15 protein-coding genes are annotated in these 16228 nt (G+C 62.3%); 9 read left to right on the top strand and 6 right to left on the bottom strand.

The genetic code is table 11. From position 1 onward, the window contains the following. Positions 1 to 31 precede the first annotated feature (31 nt). Complete coding sequence (locus tag RBH77_RS11680) at positions 32 to 373, top strand: ArsR/SmtB family transcription factor (RefSeq protein ID WP_311032344.1); 342 nt, start codon at positions 32 to 34, stop codon at positions 371 to 373. Positions 374 to 487: 114 nt separating this feature from the next. After that, positions 488 to 1174 (top strand): dihydrofolate reductase family protein, encoded by a 687-nt coding sequence (locus RBH77_RS11675; protein ID WP_311032343.1) that lies wholly within the window; start codon positions 488 to 490, stop codon positions 1172 to 1174. 59 nt (positions 1175 to 1233) lie between these two features. Here the strand turns inward: RBH77_RS11675 and msrA are convergent, their stop codons facing one another. Further along, positions 1234 to 1992: a peptide-methionine (S)-S-oxide reductase MsrA gene (gene msrA / locus RBH77_RS11670; protein WP_371832862.1), complete on the bottom strand. Its 759-nt coding sequence runs from the start codon at positions 1990 to 1992 to the stop codon at positions 1234 to 1236. Positions 1993 to 2319: 327 nt separating this feature from the next. Here msrA and RBH77_RS11665 point away from each other — a divergent pair, with 327 nt between their 5' ends. Next, positions 2320 to 3390, top strand: coding sequence for an SH3 domain-containing protein (locus tag RBH77_RS11665; RefSeq protein ID WP_311032342.1), 1071 nt, complete (start codon positions 2320 to 2322; stop codon positions 3388 to 3390). A 181-nt stretch (positions 3391 to 3571) separates the two neighbouring features. Continuing rightward, complete coding sequence (carB, locus tag RBH77_RS11660) at positions 3572 to 7051, top strand: carbamoyl-phosphate synthase large subunit (RefSeq protein WP_311032340.1); 3480 nt, start codon at positions 3572 to 3574, stop codon at positions 7049 to 7051. On the opposite strand, the gene RBH77_RS11655 is transcribed toward carB, so the two are convergent. Then, a complete protein-coding gene (locus tag RBH77_RS11655; RefSeq protein WP_311032339.1) occupies positions 7052 to 8698 on the bottom strand; it encodes a hypothetical protein in 1647 nt (548 codons plus the stop codon). Positions 8699 to 9339: 641 nt separating this feature from the next. On the opposite strand from RBH77_RS11655, the gene RBH77_RS11650 reads away from it, so the two are divergent. Together RBH77_RS11650 and RBH77_RS11645 are read left to right on the top strand one after the other, a co-directional pair. Then, on the top strand, positions 9340 to 9771 hold the full coding sequence (locus tag RBH77_RS11650; protein WP_311032338.1) for a hypothetical protein: 432 nt from the start codon (positions 9340 to 9342) through the stop codon (positions 9769 to 9771). Positions 9772 to 9850: 79 nt separating this feature from the next. Then, positions 9851 to 10138, top strand: coding sequence for a hypothetical protein (locus tag RBH77_RS11645; protein ID WP_311032337.1), 288 nt, complete (start codon positions 9851 to 9853; stop codon positions 10136 to 10138). A gap of 880 nt (positions 10139 to 11018) precedes the next feature. Here the strand turns inward: RBH77_RS11645 and RBH77_RS11640 are convergent. Further along, positions 11019 to 11909 carry a class I SAM-dependent methyltransferase gene (locus RBH77_RS11640; protein ID WP_311032336.1) on the bottom strand — a complete coding sequence of 297 codons (891 nt, stop codon included), beginning with the start codon at positions 11907 to 11909 and terminating at the stop codon, positions 11019 to 11021. Positions 11910 to 12112: 203 nt separating this feature from the next. Then, positions 12113 to 12874 carry a transglycosylase SLT domain-containing protein gene (locus RBH77_RS11635; protein ID WP_311032334.1) on the bottom strand — a complete coding sequence of 254 codons (762 nt, stop codon included), beginning with the start codon at positions 12872 to 12874 and terminating at the stop codon, positions 12113 to 12115. 243 nt (positions 12875 to 13117) lie between these two features. On the opposite strand from RBH77_RS11635, the gene RBH77_RS11630 reads away from it, so the two are divergent. Further along, positions 13118 to 13693, top strand: a complete 576-nt coding sequence (locus tag RBH77_RS11630) for a methylated-DNA--[protein]-cysteine S-methyltransferase (protein WP_311032333.1) — start codon at positions 13118 to 13120, stop codon at positions 13691 to 13693. Between the two features lie 26 nt (positions 13694 to 13719). Here RBH77_RS11630 and RBH77_RS11625 read toward each other — a convergent pair whose 3' ends face one another. Further along, complete coding sequence (locus tag RBH77_RS11625; protein ID WP_311032332.1) at positions 13720 to 14028, bottom strand: hypothetical protein; 309 nt, start codon at positions 14026 to 14028, stop codon at positions 13720 to 13722. A gap of 302 nt (positions 14029 to 14330) precedes the next feature. Between RBH77_RS11625 and RBH77_RS11620 the strand changes: the two genes are divergently transcribed. Together RBH77_RS11620 and RBH77_RS11615 are read left to right on the top strand one after the other, a co-directional pair. After that, on the top strand, positions 14331 to 14543 hold the full coding sequence (locus RBH77_RS11620) for a cold-shock protein (RefSeq protein ID WP_311032331.1): 213 nt from the start codon (positions 14331 to 14333) through the stop codon (positions 14541 to 14543). A gap of 247 nt (positions 14544 to 14790) precedes the next feature. Continuing rightward, entirely contained in the window at positions 14791 to 15699 is a 909-nt protein-coding gene (locus RBH77_RS11615) for an NAD(P)-dependent oxidoreductase (protein ID WP_311032330.1), read from the top strand. On the opposite strand, the gene RBH77_RS11610 is transcribed toward RBH77_RS11615, so the two are convergent. After that, positions 15627 to 16193 carry an SgcJ/EcaC family oxidoreductase gene (locus RBH77_RS11610; RefSeq protein WP_311032329.1) on the bottom strand — a complete coding sequence of 189 codons (567 nt, stop codon included), beginning with the start codon at positions 16191 to 16193 and terminating at the stop codon, positions 15627 to 15629. The two genes, RBH77_RS11615 and RBH77_RS11610, sit on opposite strands and share 73 nt — an antisense overlap. Between the last annotated feature and the right edge of the window lie 35 nt (positions 16194 to 16228).

Below are 16228 nucleotides of genomic sequence, written 5' to 3'. Positions count from 1 at the left end.
AATCCACCCGATTTGTGCTTAATTCTCGGGCATGAGCCTGCCGCATCCCACCATCGACCAGATTGCCTTGCCGAACGTGCTTTCAGCACTCGGCGACGACACGCGTCTGGCTATCGTCGGGATGCTCGCCCGCAACGAGGGAACGAGCATGACGTGCGGCCAGTTCTGCGACCTCGGCTCGAAAACGAGCCTCAGCTACCATCTGGCCAAGCTGCGCGAGGCGGGCGTCGTCAATGTCGAGCCTTGCGGCACCTCACGCCATATCTCGCTCAGGCGCGCCGACCTCGACCGGCGTTTCCCCGGCTTCCTCGATTCGGTGATCGCAACCGCCGTCAACCTGCCGCTGGTGCTGCCGAAAGGCGACGCAGCGTAGGCACTCGACCACGTAGGCACTGGCCGAAATTTTTCCTGCCGCTGTCGGCATCCGCGTCGGTCGTCCGTCCTTTGTGCGCGACCGACACGAAACGCACTTCAAGGGAGAAGTCCGATGCGCAGGATCATAACGACCGCCTTCATCAGCCTCGACGGCGTCATCCAAGCGCCCGGCGGTCCGCAGGAGGACCCGACCGGCGGCTTCGAGTATGGCGGGTGGACCGCGACTTACGGAGACGAAGCGATTGGCGCCGCCGTAGGCGAAGGAATGTCCAGGCCGTTCGACCTGCTGCTTGGCCGCAATACCTACGACATCTTCGCGGCCCATTGGCCCTATATCCCAACCGACCCGTCATCCGACGGATATAACCCGGGAGAAGCGGAGATCGCCCGGACCTTCAACCGCGTGACCAAATACGTGGCGACGCATGAGCCCGACACGTTGAGCTGGGAAAACAGCCAGGGGCTCGGCAAGGACGTGGTGGCTACCGTGCGCGCTCTGAAGAAAGAGGATGGCCCGGCGCTCCTGATCTGGGGTTCGAGCAAGCTGATTCAGCAATTGCTCGCCGCCGATCTGGTCGATGAATTCCAGTTGATGATCTATCCCCTGGTCTTCGGCAAGGGCAAGCGCCTGTTCGGCGACGGCACGATGCCCGCCGCCCTCAGGCTGGAAAAGTCGCAGGCCTCCGCCTCCGGCGTCATCATCGCCACCTACCGACGCGACGGCGAAATCAAGACAGGTACCTTCGAGCGAGCGCAGCCGAGCAAGGCGGAACTCGAAAGGCGCCGGAAGCTCGGATAGGGCCGCATACCGGCGCAGAGGGCCTGCACGCCTCCCGCTTCTTGTATGCTCGACAGACTCTATTCCCCGCTGCTGGCAACCAGCACCGGCTTGGATGCGTATTCCGCGGGGAAAAGCCGTTTCAGGCTTTGGACCTTCGGAATGTCGTTGATCACGATATAGGGATAATCCGGGTGGTTCGTCAGGAAATTCTGATGATAACCTTCCGCCGGATAGAATTTCTTCCCCGTTTCGATCGTGGTCACGATCGACGAGCCGAAGACGCCGGAGTTGTTCAACTGGCGGATATACGCCTCGGCGACCTTCGCCTGCCCGGCATTCGTCGGGAAGATGGCCGAACGGTATTGCGTTCCGGTGTCGGGTCCCTGCCGGTTGAGTTCCGTCGGGTCGTGCACGACGGAGAAGAATATCTGCAGCAGATGGCCGTAGCTGACCTTCTTCGGGTCGAAGACGATGCGGACGGATTCGGCATGACCGGTCGTGCCAGTGGAAACCGTTTCGTATGACGCGGTGTTCCCGGCGCCGCCGGTATAGCCCGACGTGGCGCTGACCACGCCCGCCACGTGCTGGAAGACGCCCTGCACCCCCCAGAAACATCCACCCGCGAGCACGGCTGTCTCCGGTCCGCTATGCCCCGCGGCAGCGACCGGCTCGTCGATCGCGGGCGCAGGGACGACACGCGCCTCATCGGCGTCCGCGCGGGTCGGCGCCATTTGCAGCCAGAGACCGCAAAGCGCGGCGATGCCGCCGGAAAGGACGATCAGCTTTCCCTTTCTCGAGACAGCGCGGGCGGCTTTGTTCACGGCCGTTATCGTCATGGCGAACCCTTTCGTTTAGTGCGCGGCCGGCGTACCGTTTTGGGGCGCGCGGCCGGCGGCACGTCCGGCTTACAGCAACGGGGCTGGCCTGGGCAGATGGAATTGGCCCGGCGCAACGAGATGTGAATTTGCGACAACTCGGCGTGATGACGGCTGACCGGTCACCGGCGGCAGGCTGTTTCCCCGCTGGGAGGCCCGCCGGGATCCTTCCCCATGAAGTCGCGCCTCATTCCTTCCGCATAAATATGCGCCCTTGCGGCCGCTCGGCACGCCGGGCACGAATCGGGTTAGTAATAGCGCGCCGATCCTACCCCTAGGGAATACCGCATGGCGAACCGCAGGCAATCCGGCAATCCTTGGCTCGGCCCGGCCACGAGGCGCGGCCGCATCGATCTCCGCCAAATCCTTTCCATGGCTTTCCTTTTGACCGTGGCATTCGCCGCCTCCTGCCCCTCCGCCAAGGCACAAAGCGCGGATGAGCCGTCCATCTCGGTCGTCAACGGGCTGTCGCTGGGCGACTTCCTCAACATCCGCGCCACGCCCTCCCCGATCGGCTCGGTACAAGCGCGCCTGCCCAACGGCTCAGGCGTTAGGAATTTCGGCTGCGCGCAATATAGCGGCTACGAATGGTGCAAGGTGACGACGCTGGCCGCGCCCCAGATGAGCGGCTGGGCGCCCGAACGCTATCTGCGCACGGCAAGCCGGGCCGAAGGAGAAGCGCTGAAGGAAATGGCCGCGCCATCATCCCCCGGCACGGGGACCACGCCCACTTGGGCAGGTCTGATGGCGAAGAGCGAGACGACGCCCGCCGACCTGCCGGAAAACCTCGATGCCCGCATCGGAGGCAACAGCGAGGCGGCCGGCGCGACGGAACACCCGGACAAGGAAAAGCTGCGCGAGGCGATCATTGCCCGCTACGGCCCTCTCTACCGCGCAGCGCTCGGCCGGCCGGCCGGCGGTGAAGCCGGCGATGCCGCGCCCAACACCGCCACACCCGCCACCGACGACGCCGCGGCAGCAGCCGATCCGGCGCCCGACAATGGCACGGATGCCGGGGGCATCCCGCATCCGACACCGCGCCCCACCGTACCGGGAGAGGCGCCCGCCTCTGTCGAGGCGGCGGAAAAGTCGACCGGAGAAATCCCCTGCGCCGGCGCGTTCGGCCAGCCGACGCAGCCTTGCCGGGCGGCCGTCACCCGCCTCGGACCCGGCATCGCCGACGTGGTGGTGAGCCTGCCGGACGGCGCCTCCCGCACCATCCGCTTCCGCGGTGGAAAACCCGATGGCTCCGACTCGTCCGAGCCCTTGCAGGCCACGCGCGAAGGCAGCCTGAACATGATCCGCATCGGCAAGGCCGAGCGCTTTGAAATCCTCGACGCGGTGGCGCTGGGGAAGTAGGCGGCGCATAGCTTCCCATCGCGGCATTTTAGGGGGTTACGCGGCGCGTTTCCTTCCCCTATAAGGCCCGCCTAGCCTGATATTTTCTTCCTTGCGCATGGCCGGGCCGCCGCGACGCTTTTCGCGCGCGAAACGGGGCCCCGCCCGGCCCAATGCGCGAGCGCCATCGACGGACCGCATCATGCCCAAACGCACCGACATCAACTCCATCCTGATCATCGGCGCGGGACCGATCGTCATCGGCCAGGCCTGCGAGTTCGACTATTCGGGCACCCAGGCCTGCAAGGCACTGAAGGCCGAGGGCTATCGCATCATCCTGGTGAACTCCAACCCGGCCACCATCATGACCGACCCGGAGCTTGCCGATGCAACCTATATCGAGCCGATCACGCCCGAAGTGGTGGCCAAGATCATCGCCCGCGAGCGGCCGGATGCGCTTTTGCCCACCATGGGCGGCCAGACCGCGCTCAACACCGCGCTTTCGCTCCGCCGCATGGGCATCCTGGAACGCTACAATGTCGAGATGATCGGCGCAAACGCCGAGGCCATCGACAAAGCCGAGGACCGCGCGCTCTTCCGCGAAGCGATGAAGAAGATCGGGCTGGAGACGCCGCGCTCCATGCTCGCCAACGCGACGGAGGTGAAGGACGCCGACCGCCGGAAGCACGAGGCGCGTCGCGCCGAGTTGAAAGCCTCCAGCCCCGACGACCTGGACGCCGCGCTCGATGCGCTCGAGACGGAATGGCAGCTCGGCGAGGGCGACCGCAAGCAGCGCTATATGGGCCATGCCATGGGAGTGGCGGCGCGGGCGCTAGAAGAGATCGGCCTGCCGGCGATCATCCGCCCCTCCTTCACGCTCGGCGGCACCGGCGGCGGCATCGCCTTCAACCGCTCCGAGTTCTTCGAGATCGTCGAGCGCGGGCTCGATGCTTCGCCGACCACCGAGGTGCTGATCGAGGAATCGGTGCTCGGCTGGAAGGAATTCGAGATGGAGGTCGTCCGCGATAAGGCGGACAATTGCATCATCATCTGCTCCATCGAGAACATCGACCCGATGGGCGTGCATACGGGCGATTCGATCACGGTGGCCCCTGCCCTCACCCTGACGGACAAGGAATACCAGATGATGCGCAACGGCTCGATCGCCGTCCTGCGCGAGATCGGCGTGGAAACGGGCGGCTCCAACGTGCAGTTCGCGGTCAATCCGAAGGACGGTCGCCTCGTCGTCATCGAGATGAACCCGCGCGTGTCGCGCTCCTCCGCGCTCGCCTCCAAGGCGACCGGCTTCCCGATCGCCAAAGTCGCGGCGAAACTCGCCGTCGGCTACACGCTGGACGAGCTTGAGAACGACATCACCGGCGGCGCCACTCCGGCCTCCTTCGAGCCGAGCATCGATTACGTGGTGACCAAGATCCCGCGCTTCGCCTTCGAGAAATTCCCCGGCGCCGAGCCGATCCTGACCACCGCCATGAAATCCGTCGGCGAGGTGATGGCGATCGGCCGCACCTTCGCCGAAAGCCTGCAGAAGGCGCTGCGCGGGCTGGAAACCGGCCTCACCGGGCTCGACGAGATCGAAATCCCCGGCCTGGGATCCGGCGACGACAAGAACGCCATCCGCGCCGCGCTCGGCACGCCGACGCCGGATCGCCTCAGGATGGTGGCTCAGGCGCTGCGCATGGGTACCTCCGTCGCCGACGTCTACCAGATGTGCCGCATCGACCCGTGGTTCCTGGAGCGCATCGCCGAGATCGTCGCCATGGAGGCGCGTATCCGCGAGCACGGCCTGCCCGGCGACGCCGGGAACCTGCGCATGCTGAAGGCGATGGGCTTTTCCGACGCCCGCCTCGCCTCATTGACGAACAGCGACGCGGAAGCCGTTCAGAAGACTCGCCAAAAGCTCGGCGTGCACCCCGCTTTCAAGCGCATCGACACCTGCGCGGCCGAGTTCGCCTCGCCGACCGCCTATATGTACTCGACCTACGAGCAGCCCTTCGCCGGCGCGCTCGCCTCGGAAGCGGAAGTCTCCGAGCGCCGCAAGGTCGTCATCCTCGGCGGCGGACCGAACCGCATCGGCCAGGGCATCGAGTTCGACTATTGCTGCTGCCACGCCTGCTTCGCGCTCGCCGACGCCGGCTACGAATCGATCATGATCAACTGCAACCCGGAGACGGTCTCGACCGACTACGACACCTCCGATCGGCTCTATTTCGAGCCGCTGACGGCGGAGGACGTGCTGGAGATCCTGCGCGTCGAGAAGGAGGCGGGCGAACTTGTCGGCGTCATCGTCCAGTTCGGCGGCCAGACGCCGCTGAAGCTTGCCGACGCGCTGGAGAGGGCCGGCATCCCGATCCTCGGCACCGCGCCCGACATGATCGACCTGGCCGAGGACCGCGACCGCTTCCAGAAGCTCCTGCAGAAGCTCTCGCTCACCCAGCCGAAGAACGGCATCGCCTATTCGGTCGAGCAGGCGCGGCTCGTGGCCGGCGAACTCGGCTTCCCGCTGGTCGTGCGCCCCTCCTACGTGCTCGGCGGCCGCGCCATGCAGATCATCCACGACGAGAACATGCTGCAATCCTACCTGCTCGACACCGTGCCGGGGCTGGTGCCGGAGGACATCAAGCAGAAATACCCGAACGACAAGACCGGCCAGATCAACACGCTGCTCGGCAAGAACCCGCTTCTCTTCGACACCTACCTGACCGACGCCATCGAGGTCGATGTCGATTGCCTGTGCGACGGCAAGGAAGTGTTCGTCTCGGGCATCCTCGAGCATATCGAGGAGGCCGGCATCCATTCAGGCGACAGTGCCTGCTCGCTGCCGGTGCACTCGCTCTCCGACGACATCGTGGACGAGCTGGAGCGGCAGACCGCCGCGCTCGCCCGTGCGCTTCATGTCGGCGGCCTGATGAACGTGCAATACGCGATCCAGGACGGCACGATCTACGTGCTGGAGGTGAACCCGCGCGCCAGCCGCACCGTGCCCTTCGTGGCCAAGACCGTCGGCAAGCCGATCGCCAAGGTCGCGGCCCGTATCATGGCCGGCGAGAGCCTGGACGACGCCTTCGCCCACTACGGCGCCCTGCCCGATCCGCGCCGGCCCGGCCACATCGCGGTCAAGGAAGCCGTCTTCCCCTTCGCCCGCTTCCCCGGCGTCGATACGCTGCTCGGCCCCGAGATGAAATCGACCGGCGAGGTGATGGGCCTCGACCACGATTTCGCGCTCGCCTTCGCCAAGGCGCAGCTCGGCGCCGGCGTCGACCTGCCGCGCGGCGGCACGCTCTTCGTCTCCGTGCGCGACGAGGACAAGCCGGGCGTCTTGCCGGCGGTGCAGCGCCTCGCCCGCCTCGGCTTCAAGGTGCTCGCCACCTCCGGCACCGCGCGCTTCCTCAAGGAAAACGGCGTCGAGGCGGAGAAGATCAACAAGGTGCTAGAAGGCCGCCCCCACATCGAGGATGCCATCCGCAACCGCCAGGTGCAGATCGTCTTCAACACCACGGACGGCCAGAAAGCGCTGTCGGACTCCAAGTCCCTCCGCCGCGCCACCTTGATGCAGCGCGTACCCTACTACACCACGCTAGCCGGCGCCGAGGCGGTGGCCGAGGCCATCGCGGCGCTGAAGGCGGGGAGTTTGGAAGTTCGGCCGCTGCAGGAATATTTTTAGTTAAGCGACCAACGAAGATAGTGATCCAAGTTCAAATTCCGGTCCTGATCTAAAAATTTGAATAACCTTTCGAGGTGTATCAGCAATAAGTTTAGTTCCTCGTGGACCAGTTCTCCTAAGAACAAGATTATCTCCCTTCAATTCTATTACAGATATATTCTTCTTCAAGCGCGATCCAGAGTACTCGGATAGATCAATCATATATACCTCCGACCTCTCCCCCACTGCGTGCGCTTCAGATAAACTCCCCTTGACAATATGTATCATTCTCAAGTCCATAAGACTCTGAAGCAGACCATACTCATCGGGAAATTCATTCTTATCTCGAAAGGCAACTCTAAAAAACGAAAAATGTTTCTCGTCTATCGCAAAACTTCGAATCTTATTTAGTGCCTCTACTCGACTCTGCGCTTTTCCACGGGCAGAAGCAGCATCTTCTTCCAACTCCGACAATTTTTGCGCCCCAGCTTCTCCGGCAGCATCGTTCACGTCTTGTGTCCCGACAGTCCTCGCGTTTACGCGCTCTCGCGCAAGCTGAATAGAACGAGCGCTTAACAACAGAAAGTCCCGAGGGACACCAGCAGATGCCAGTACTAAACGATCTAACGCCCCGTTGGAAAATATACCTGAACGGTTTGTTATTCCCGCAGGTGGGAGATACGTCTGCAAAATCCCCGTCAGGAAGCGCCGAGCCTTGGCAGGCTCCTCCAATGTAATGTCTAGATATATTGCAGCAATGTCATGGCCGACTTGCATACCAAGCGCAGGGTCATTTTGATAAAGTCTGCATTGATTGCGTATGCCCGAAATCTTTATCCAGGCTGTCGTATCTCTCGTAATACCATGTAGTAGGTCCAAAAATTCCGGCTGCTGAGACATCTCCAAATAGTGAAAATCATCCAAGAATATGTATAGATCGCCCCCATATTCAGAGCAAATCATAGATACAAGTCTCTGCGCATCCGGTATTAGAGACGCTGTCTCTGACATAGCGCGGGATGGTCGAATTAATATCTTATCAATACGATTAACTATATCCGATGATAACCTTTTACTTGCGAGCCTCTGTGAGCGGTCAGAATATATTATATCAGGAATCTCACATATTCTCTTTACAATAGTGAGAAAAGCCGCTTTCGGATCAAGGCCTCTCAATACCTGTATGTTTTGCCATATAGTGATATTTTGTGAATTCTCTACAAGCCGCTTTGCTTCTAATAAAAGTGCGGTCTTTCCAACGCCTCTCCTCCCAAAGACTACGTGATGCCGCCGCGTTACGGCAACCTTCACGTTCTCGGCCGCATCCTTTATAAACTGTAGACTTGGCTGCTGCTCAGACGTTCTCGACCTCTCATTCAGCAATTCTATAAGGCGACTTACTCGTGAATCAGAAACGCCTTTGACGCTTTCGTTCTTATATTTATCAGAATCTTCGGCCCGCCGGATTACTACGAGATGATTTTCAGGGAGTTCATTTTCTACTGTACTTGATAACGCCACAGACGCGTCGTAATCTTGTGAGCTTACGAAGACAATCAACACGGTCTCATCTGGAAAATTCCGTACCGTGATTGAAGCCGGTACGAGACCATGCTTTGAGAATGCGGAGCGGATTCTTTGCTCAGGCGTCTGCTCACGTGAAGTCATCAGATGGGGCATCCTCTTGCGCGCAGATATGCTTCCGCTTCGCTAATGAACTTGTCGGCTATGATAATCTGTGATCGCCCATGTTGACGAAAGGCTTTGTCGTCTGGGGGGTACGGATCGTAGTCAGCCTCATTTCGTCGAAGTCTTGCGTCCTTCAAAGCATTTTTCCACAAATTTACGTCGGGAAAATCGTCTGGGAGTCCCTTGTGAAGATCATTGTGTCCTTCATGATCATCGCCCTCATGGTGGAGATACGCCACTGCTCGCGCCGCATGATACATTCCATAATATGACCTGGAAATCGCATTTCTTTGCATTGGCGGCCGCAAGCGGACCATACGCTGAGCTGAGAAAAAAAATTCCTGTGCTAGCCGAAATCTATCGGCCGAAGCTACCAAAATAAGGTTTGATATCGTATCTGCGCAGACATGCTCTATACGAGCACCATTTTTAAGTAATGTGAGCTGAGTTTTTCGGTATTTTGTAATTACCTGAAGCTCAGCTTGACGGGGTGACAAAGCCACCGAACCACCTCCCCACGCCGCTGAAGTTACGATCTGCGTCATGGACCTTAAGGCAGGACCGCAAACATTGACAACAGCTTGTCGTCATGGACGGTACCCATATGTTAGGCTTCTTAGATGATGATCCATACCATTCGTCACCTCCCCCTCCTCGCCCTTTCCCTCGTCACCGCCGCCTCGGCCGCCGAGCGCCTCCCCGCCTACAGCAACACGGCGATGTCGATCACCGGCGACGTGACGCTCGGCGCGGACAGGATCACCTTTGGCAACGGCAAGTCGGTCGCGGTGAAGAAGGTCGCCTCGGGCAAGGAAGGCAAATGGGACCCGATCGCCTCGGGCAAGGCGAAGGCCGATGTCTATGAACTGACGAAGCCGCAGGACCCGAAGCTGTTGCGCGGCAACCGGCTCTGCGGCTCAGGCCCGGTGCCCTACGTCGCCTTCTTCAGGACCGACGACAAACTGACCGAGATGGTCGTTTTCCAGCCCAAGGCGGACCCCTTCAGCAACGACCCGGACCGCGTCTGCGCCACCTATACCTATGGCCGGTGAGCGGGCCGGGCGAGGAAGAGCCGCCACACTCCTGCCGGGCTTCGGGCGTGAGGTGCCCTCGCGTCAACTGGAGATCCCCATGCGCAAGCCCCTCCTCGTCTCTGCCCTGCTTTCCCTTTTCCTCGTGCCCGCCGCACAGGCCGCCATGCCGCAATTCCAGGCAAGCTGCGGCGGGATGATCGAAACGCATGACGAGGACGGCACGGTCTATATCAACGGCAAGCTGGCGAAGCTCGAGCAACAGGGCGATACCTACACGGCCACTCTTGGCCATACGTCCGTCACTATCCGGGTTCGCCCGAACGGCACGCCTGACGTGACGTATACGGCAAGGCACCGCGGCGGCGACTGCAACCTCATCCGTTGAATGCCTTGCCGGCCGCGTGAGCGGCGACAATCCTCCATGTCATTATCCTCCGTGCCCCGCGCGCCGCGAGGATCGTTATCGCGCGCGTCATCCCCGAAAGGCAGCCTGATCGCAGTACGGGCGACCTGTCCATGACCCATTCCGTAGCGGTACGGAAACCTGGCGGCTCCCCATGCTCGACGATTGTCGGAAGGGCCAATGACACGCCGTCATTCCCGGCCTCGTCAGCGACTGGAAGGAGCGGAGAGTGTCGGGAATCCAGGCCTGAGCGATGGTGTGGCGAGCCGGAGGTTCAGAACGGGGTCGCCTCAGGTATCGGGGTGTTCGTCCGCAAGGCTACGGCATGGATCCCCGACACTCTCCGCTCCTTTCAGTCGCTCACGAGGTCGGGAATGACGGAGGAGGGGGTGGTCGCCGAAACGTGGATAGACTGGCGCCCGTCAGCCTCCGGAAACCGCTGATTTCAGCGCTTTCCTTATTTTCTGCGCTTCCCTTTATCCACGCCCTCTGCCCTTCATCCATAATCCCGTCAGTTCCTCCCATCGGGAACACCGATCATGACGGTGATTGCGTGGGGAGGAACCGGCGCCTCCGCTTTGCGGCAAACGTAGCCGTAAGGCCGGGGAGGTCCCGCCTGGAGGTTCCCCTGGGGGCACTATGACCCCTGCGTGCCGGTAGAAGGTACACAGACCCGAAGCAGAACAGCGCTTCGGGAGCAGCGGAACAGGCGGGAACAGAAATCGCCGGCGGGGCGCGTGTGTCGCGCCACCTGTTTTAATTCGGAAGGCACGGCCTCGCGCCCCGCTTCCCGATTTCTTGACAATGGCCAGGGCCGGAAGGCAGCGTGGCAATGGGGAAGCGTGCCCTCTTCTTGCGGGAGTCAGGAACGATCGCCTACCCTCGCCCAGGCGTTGATGAGTTCCGGCAGGCGGATGATGCCGTTCGCCGCCACGGTTTCGGCTCTCAGCCGCTCCTCCAGCGTGTCGATCCCGATCTCCTCCTCGCTCGACAGCCCGGCCTTCAGAATGAGCGGCAGCAGGCTCCTCACCGTCGCGGCGGCATAGGCGTAGCCGTCCCATTCCGGACCGCCGCCCATATGCGACATCAAGGACAGCATGGGGAACGGCAGGCCCGCCTTGCGGAAGGCCGGGAAAAGCTTGTTGCCCATCGCCGTCTCCGCGCCGGCATGTCGGAACGCCCCCTCGATCCAGCCGAAGAGCTTCTGTGCGAGAGGCATGGCCGGCAGGTCGCGCATTGCGACCGGCATGATGTTGTATTCGCCGAAGGCGACGATGCCGCCGGGCCGCACATGGCGGGCGAGCGCTTTCAGCGTCGCCGCAGGGTCCGGCATGTACATCAGCACCAGCCGGCCGACGACGGCGTCGAACCTGTCGTTCGGGTCGAGATCGGCCAGGTCGCCTTCACGGAAGGTCACATGCGCGAAGCCGACCGTCGTGGCCCGCGCGCGGGCGACCGAGAGCGCCGCACCGTTGCGGTCGATGCCCACCACCTCCCCGGTCGGCCCGACCATGTCCGCGGCGATGAGCGCCACGTCGCCCGCGCCGCTGCCGACATCGAGCACGCGCATGCCGGGCGCGATCCCGGCTTCGGCAAAGAGCGCGCGGGTGAAGGCGTTGATAAAGGCCGATTGGCGGATCAGCCGCTCGGTCTCGGCGCTGCCGGCCGGAAGCGGATAGGCAAGCTGATCCCGATTCTTCGTCTTGAGTTCGACTGCACTTGCGGAAGGTCTTGCATCGCGACTGTCGTCCACAGCCTCCTCCTTGGATTGCAAGCCTGTCCCCGCCCTCCCCCAGGCGCTTCTGTTGTCATGCGCGCGGCAGGTTTCATGCCCGCGCCGCTGATACTAGCACGGAGCGGGACTATCGGCGGCGGAGGCGCCTAAGCCTTTCGATGGTGGCGATAATGCCGGATGCGGCCGACTGCGGGGTCAGCCCGCCCTTGCGGATCTTGTATTCAGCGCGCGGGCCGCTCGGGCGGCGCGGTCATCACGCCGGGCAGCGCCTCGACGGCGGTCGGCACGGAGCCGGCATAGCCCATGGCGGTCGTCTGCGTGGAAGCGGTGGCGACGGAAGCGGAACGGCTCGCGGTCGCGCTGCCGCCGAACCGGCTCGATACCGGCTCGATCGAAGCGGTCATGGTCGGCGCTTCGGGTTGCTTCTTATCCTGCTCTTCGGCCGCGGCGACCGTCGGGCCGGCCTTCGGCTTGACGGCGGCGAGCGCATCCCAGCCGGCCCGGTCAAGCATGCCCTTGCGCTTGGCGTTATAGTAGTAGCCGGTCTGGTAGAGTCGGTCGGCGCGCTTTTCATTGCCTCCCGCCACCAGCCACGCGCCCTTCAGATATTTCACCGCATATCTGAGGTTCGTTTCCGCATCGAGCAAGCCATGCGGGGTGCCCGTGTAGCCCATGCCCTTGGCCGTACGGTAACGGATCTGCATGAGGCCGTAATTGCCGGCGTGATAGGCCTTGGGATTGTAGTTGCTCTCGCGCTTGACGACCCGGTGAATGAGGCTTGTCGGAACGTCGTAAGCGGCGGAATAGGTGGAAATCAGGCGGTCGAGCCGATCGTGTTTGCCATCGGTCGCGGAAGCGGTTTGCGTGTCGGGCCGCTCGGTCGGCACGGCGGAGGCAACGCCCGGCAGGCCCATATTGCCGGTGGTGCAGCCGGCCAGCGCGGACGAAGCCAGGACCAGGCCGCAAAGAATGCGGATTCGCATAAACAAAAACCCTCGCGCCCCCGCGAAGCCGAAAAAATTATCTTTGCGTTGCCTAAATTTTCCTTAACCCAGGATTGCCGGCATCGCAATGCACGAAACGAATCAACGCGTAGCCGTGGCGACAGCGGTTTTTCGGGTGGCGCTAAACAGCCGCGATGCCTAGATTCATGGTGGATTTTCGGCAGCCTCGATGAATGTTTCTGGTTTGTTCTTAAGTGCCGTTTATGCTAGAAGGACAAAGCAATGACCGCGACAGATGATCGTATCGTTCCCTATGCGCTGATCGAGACCGGCATCGGCTGGATCGGCATTGCCTGGAGCGAGCATGGCCTGACGAGGCTGCAGCTTCCTGCGCGTGACCGCCAGGCGACCGAGCGTCGCCTGCTTGCGACTGTGGCGGGTCACGCGGTCGAAAGCGCCGACATGCCGGCGCCGATCGCCGATCTGGTCGGCATGCTCCGGCGCTACGGGGCGGGCGAGCCAGTCGACTTTTCGGGTGTGCCGGTCGATCTCGACGGCATCGATCCTTTCCGCCGCGCCATCTACGATACGGCCCGCGGCTTGCGCTTCGGCGAGACCACGACCTATGGCGGGCTGGCCGAGGAGGCCGGCTACAAGGGTCGCGCCCAGGACACCGGCCAGGCGCTCGGGCGAAACCCGGTGCCGATCGTAGTGCCCTGCCACCGCATCCTCGCCGCCGGCAATAAGATCGGCGGATTCTCGGCGCCGGGCGGTTCGGCGGCCAAGGAGCGGCTGCTCGAAATGGAAGGCGTGCATGTCGGCCCGCCGCCCCCGGCACAGCAATCCTTCGCGTTTTGAAGAGCCGAGCCAGCGGGAATGCGAAATCAGTTGTCCGGCGTGTCGTAGGTGATGTCACGGCATTTGAGCACGACGCAGCGTGGGTTGTCGCGCGTCGGCACCGTGTCTACCACCGCCCCCTCCCCCAGCGCGCACATGCCGCCGTCGCTCACATAGCGGTTGTAGAGGGGCAGGTTCGGGTTGCGCGCCGAGCGGTAGCGCAGGATCACCGCGCCCTCACGCAGGATATGCGCCTGCGCCGCCCCGCAACTCATGCTCATGGAACTATAGCGGGAGATCGCGTGCGCCGGAAAGGCCGCCAGCACGAGGAACGAAACGACGATCAGCCTTTTCATGACAGCCTCCGCGCGTACGGAAAATCGTGGACGCGTGCGAACGTGACCTTCGAACGGTGCACCCGTTTCCGCCGGCGGTAAAGATAGAACGATCCGCATTCCCGCCAAGTCTTCCGCACTTTCCAGGTGGTCTTGCCTCGCCCTCGGTCCGGCCCTATATGCAGCGCGTTGATATTTCGGCCGATCGAACTGAACGCCCGCGCCACTTCCACTCTGGTCGCGTTTGCTGATGTCTATCTCCAAAATCTCGATACCACCGGTCCGAAGGGCCAAACCGTAGCAAACACGACAGGAAGACAAAAATGGCAACTGGAACAGTGAAGTGGTTCAACGACCAGAAGGGCTTCGGCTTCATCCAGCCTGACGCCGGCGGACCGGACGTGTTCGTCCATATCTCCGCGGTCGAGCGTTCGGGCATGAACGGCCTGACCGAAGGCCAGAAGGTCAATTTCGAGGTCGCGCAGGACCGCCGCACCGGCAAGTCCGCCGCGCAGAACCTCAGCGCCGCAGGCTGAACGGGCGCAGCCGGGGATTTCGCGGCACGATCGCCGCGACCGGACGGATTGAGCCGGTGTGATCGCGCTTCGGCAAGTCCGAGAAATCCCGGCCCGGCAAGTCACGGATGTACTGGCGGCCGTGCACGGCATGTGCTGCCTGCGGAAGGCGGGGTTCTACCCCGCCTTTTTCGTTTGTGCTTTCGCACATTTCAATAACAGGTTTCCGAGTCTAAGTTCCCCCCGACCAGAATCTCGGGAGAAGTAAATGACCAAGGAAAAGATCGGTTTTGTCGGCGTCGGCCTTATGGGCCACGGCATGGCCTCGAACATCGTCGGCAAGGGTTGGCCGCTCACGGTGCTGGGCCATCGCAACAGGAAACCGGTCGAGTATCTGAAGAAGCGCGGCGCCGCGGAGGCGAAGAATGCACGCGAGCTCGCCGAAAACTCCGATATCGTCTTTCTCTGCGTCACCGGCAGCCCCGATGTGGAAGCGATCGTCAACGGGCCGGAGGGACTCGCCAGCGCCGGCAAGCCGCTCCTGATCGTCGACTGCTCGACCTCGGACCCGTCTTCGACCTTGCGTCTCGCCGGCGAGCTTGCGGACAGGAACATCACGCTCATAGACGCACCGCTCAGCCGCACGCCGAAAGAGGCCGCCGAAGGCAATCTGGATGTCATGGTGGGCGGCGAGGACAAGGTGGTGGCGCGAGCCCGGCCGATCATCGATTGCTTCGCCGGTCGTGTTATCCATACCGGCCCGACCGGGTCCGGCCACGCCATGAAGCTCCTCAACAACTTCATCGCTATGGGTTACGCGGCGATCTATTCGGAAGCGCTGACACTCGCCGCCAAGGCCGGGCTGACGCCGGAGGTATTCGACGCCGTCATCCGCGGCGGGCGTATGGATTGTCCCTTCTACCAGACCTTCTTCAAATACGTGCTGGAGCGCGACCGCGATGCCCACAAATTCGCGCTGCGCAACGCGCTGAAGGACATGAATTACCTGGCCGCCTTTGCCCAGGCGAGCGATGTAGCCAACCCGGTCGGCGCTTCCGTGCGCAATTCCTACGCTTCCGCCGTCGCCCAGGGACGCGGCGACGACTACATGCCGATGCTTTCCGACGTCATTGCCGAGCAGAACGGGGTCAAGCTGGGGGCGGGAGCCAAAGGGTAGATCTCGTCGACTTCCTCGGCGCCGGAGCGCACATGCCGTTCCTGCAAGCGCGCTTGCCCGTCGGACATCCCGTCGGGAGGAAGCTCCATATTGTGCATCACCGCAATCGCCCAGCACCCCTGCTCACGGGTTATAAGCAGGCTCATCAGTCCATGGCGGTTCGGCCATTGGTTGCCCGCGGGATCGCATGCGCCGCTCATCTCCCAATGGACGTCCACGGCAGCGACGTCGGACCGGACCGGACGCGTCCGCATGCGGATGGCCGCAAGGCAGCTATCTTTGAACATCGTCTCGAAGATCGGCCTGTGAAACCGCTCCACCTCTTCGCGACCTTCAGCGCCCATTCCGAATACGTTGGTAAAGTCGGCATCCCGCGCAAAAATAGCCGCGAAGGCATGTGCATCGTGAGCATTCCACGCATGGACCATTGCCGTGACGATCTCGTGAGCCGCAAGTGCGGCTTCGGAAGTCGATGACATGTTTTCCTCCAACATAGTATGGATTCCATATAATATGGCATCGATACGGA

The sequence above is a fragment of the Mesorhizobium koreense genome (assembly GCF_031656215.1).
In the GTDB taxonomy this organism is placed as follows: Bacteria; Pseudomonadota; Alphaproteobacteria; order Rhizobiales; family Rhizobiaceae; genus Mesorhizobium_L; species Mesorhizobium_L koreense.
The sequence above is the reverse complement of the archived record's forward strand: the minus strand, read 5'-3'. Positions and strand labels throughout refer to the sequence as shown.